Here is a 795-nt window from a genome sequence, read left to right as displayed (position 1 = left end):
GGGGCCATCGGGCTGCTGGTCGCGCAGGTGGCCCGGGCCTACGGGGCGGCCCGCGTGGACGTGGTGGACCCGCTCGAGCCCCGCCGCCAGGCGGCCGAGGCCCTCGGCCTGCGGGCCAAGGCCCCCGACGGGGCCAAGTACCACGTGATCTTCGAGTGCGCGGGCAACGAGAAGGCCCTCGAGGCGGCCATCCAAGGCGCCCGCAAGGGCGGCACCGTCGTCGTGGTCGGCGTGTACGGCCGGCCCGCGACCGTCAGCGCCGGGCTGATCCAGGACTGGGAGATCGGGCTGAAGGGGAGCCTGATGTACACCTTCCAGGACTACCGGGAGGCGATCCGGCTCTTCGCGGAGGGGCAGGTGCAGGGCAAGCCCCTGGTGACCCACCGCTTCCCCGTCCACGAGGCGGGGGCCGCCTTCGCGGCGGCGCTGGGGCGGGAGCGGGCCTTGAAGGTGATGCTCCTCGCGCGGGGTTAGGGGCGTCGCGGCCCCGTCACCCCGGGGGCCTCCCGCCGGGAGGGGCAGGGCGGGAGGCCCGAACCCGGGGCCCCCGGCCCCTCACTGGCCCTGCCCCAGCGAGTAGCCCGGCTTGCCGTCGAAGGTGTAAGTATTTCCCCATTAGATTTTTACCTCCACAGCCCCCAGTAGGTCCAAGGCTTGCAACAGGGCTTGCTTGAGGTGGGAGAGGCTAGCGTAATGGCGGCGGGGCAGAAGGTAGGCTTTGAGCTTTCTCCAAAAGGTCTCGATGAGGTTGAGCTGAGGGCTGTAGGGAGGCAAGAAGCGTAGATAGAGGTTTTG

General features: G+C 70.3%; 2 protein-coding genes. One reads left to right on the top strand and one right to left on the bottom strand.

Features of this window, described 5'->3' with window-relative positions:
* Window positions 1-474 (top strand): zinc-binding dehydrogenase (locus MEICH_RS30215; protein ID WP_036219439.1); only part of this gene is annotated, 474 nt, incomplete at its 5' end.
* Window positions 475-615: 141 nt separating this feature from the next.
* Here the strand turns inward: MEICH_RS30215 and MEICH_RS29435 are convergent.
* On the bottom strand, window positions 616-795 hold a 180-nt coding region (locus MEICH_RS29435; protein WP_027893360.1), incomplete at its 5' end, for a transposase.

This window comes from Calidithermus chliarophilus DSM 9957, from assembly GCF_000430045.1.
Taxonomy (GTDB): Bacteria; Deinococcota; Deinococci; order Deinococcales; family Thermaceae; genus Calidithermus; species Calidithermus chliarophilus.
This window is presented reverse-complemented; position numbering and strand designations above follow the sequence as displayed.